Consider the following 1,900-nt stretch of genomic DNA (forward strand, 5'->3'; position numbering starts at 1 on the left):
TGCATGAGCAAGCTCGCTTTTTTTGGGCGCGAGCGCTCCAGCGCCTCCTTCAGGATCTCGACCTCCAGCGTCTTGCGGCCGAGCTGGCGCTCCAGCTCGCGGATGCGGGTCTCCATCTCGCGGACCTGGCGATTGCTGGTCACGTCGTCGTCGCCAGCCACCGCGACGCTCCCGCCCTCCAGCATCAGCCGCCGCCAGCGGTACAGCAGGTTCGGCGCCACGCCGTTGCGGCGTGCCACCACCGAGATGCTCTCGCGACCATCGAGCGTCTCCTCGACGATCCTCAGCTTCTCAGGCGTGCTCCAGTGACGGCGACGACCGCCGTCTGTGATAATCTCGGACACGGACATAAGCCTATGCTTAGGGGATAGTCCCAAGCCTCCTTCTTAGAGCCCGACTCATAATTCGAACTTTGCGATGCGGCGGGTCATTCGCCTGATGGATGCGACGACGAGCCATGCTTCTGACGATGCGATGGAAGCCTCCCAGTCATTGGCGAGACGTCGGCATCGGTTGAGCCATGCGAAGGTGCGCTCGACGACCCATCGGCGGGGCAGGATGACGAAGGATTGGGTATCCGAGCGTTTGACGATCTCCATGGCGAGGCGGTCGAGATGTGCGATGGCGGCCTCGAGCTTCGGCCCGGCATAGCCGCCATCGGCAAAGAGGCGGGCCAGTGAGGGATAGGCATCCCGGCAGCGCTCAATGAGGTCCGGTGCGCCGTCACGGTCCTGGACGTCGGTGGAATGGACGAGGGCGTCGAGCAGATTGCCGGCCGTGTCGGTAGCGATGTGGCGCTTGCGGCCTTTGATCTTCTTGCCGGCGTCATAGCCGCGCGGCCCGCCGGCCTCGGTGTTTTTCACAGACTGACTGTCGATGATGCCCGCAGTCGGTTCGGCCTCGCGGCCTTCCGCGACCCGCACCCCCGCCACCAGCACCGCGTTGATCGCATCGAGCAGGCCGTTGTCGCGCATCCGGTAGAAATGATACTGCACCGTCGTGAACGGCGGAAAGTCCCGGGGCAGTTGCGCCCATTGGCACCCCGTCGCCGCAAGGTACTGGATCGCGTTCCATAAATCCCGTGCCCGGTGGAGCCGCGGGCGCCCCACCTTCGTCGTTCGTGCCAGCAGCGGTGCGATAATCGCCCACTCCGCGTCCGTGCAGTCGCTTGTGTAGTGCAGCCTTCTTCGGTCATGCTCGCGGCGAGCGGTTTCAGTCCAGCCCATATGATCCCCGTGGTCTTCGCAACCCTCGGTGAATCACAACTGACTGAAATCGCTCACCTCAATTTTCGGTCGGGCTCTAAGAGCCCGACCAAAAATTAATGATGTTCCATATCAGTGACTTCTTCTCTGCTGGCAATCAGAGAACCACAGTGAAATTGGATCAGAAGCTTCATACCATCAATGTCAACAAATAGGCCGGGCCTCGCTGCACCGCAGTCCTGTGGACTGACCCCAACAGCCTTGAACATATCGATATAATATCAGTCGATGTAATTACCGGTTGGGCTCTAAGAAGGAGGCTTGGGGCTATCCCCTGAGCATAGGCTTATGTCCGTGTCCGAGATTATCACCGACGGCGGTCGTCGCCGTCACTGGAGCACGCCCGAGAAGCTGAGGATCGTCGAGGAAACGCTCGATGGTCGCGAGAGCATCTCGGTGGTGGCGCGCCGCAACGGCGTGGCGCCGAACCTGCTGTACCGCTGGCGGCGGCTGATGCTGGAAGGCGGGAGCGTAGCGGTGGCTGGCGACGACGACGTGACCAGCAACCGCCAGGTCCGCGAGATGGAGACCCGCATCCGCGAACTGGAGCGCCAGCTCGGCCGCAAGACGCTGGAGGTCGAGATCCTGAAGGAGGCGCTGGAGCGCTCGCGCCCAAAAAAAGCGAGCTTGCTCAT

At 62.3% G+C, this 1,900-nt stretch carries 3 protein-coding genes; 1 reads left to right on the forward strand and 2 read right to left on the reverse strand.

Annotation, left to right across the window (positions count from 1 at the left end; genetic code table 11):
- Both SOM26_RS17580 and SOM26_RS17585 read right to left on the reverse strand, forming a co-directional pair.
- Positions 1–350 (reverse strand): transposase (locus SOM26_RS17580; RefSeq protein WP_320454005.1); only part of this gene is annotated, 350 nt, incomplete at its 3' end.
- Positions 351–398: 48 nt separating this feature from the next.
- Entirely contained in the window at positions 399–1,226 is an 828-nt protein-coding gene (locus SOM26_RS17585) for an IS5 family transposase (protein ID WP_320454006.1), read from the reverse strand.
- Positions 1,227–1,553: 327 nt separating this feature from the next.
- Here SOM26_RS17585 and SOM26_RS17590 point away from each other — a divergent pair.
- Positions 1,554–1,900: transposase (locus SOM26_RS17590; RefSeq protein ID WP_320454007.1), on the forward strand; the 347-nt coding region annotated here is incomplete at its 3' end.

Source organism: Sphingomonas sp. CFBP8993 (assembly GCF_034044895.1).
In the GTDB taxonomy this organism is placed as follows: Bacteria; Pseudomonadota; Alphaproteobacteria; order Sphingomonadales; family Sphingomonadaceae; genus Sphingomonas.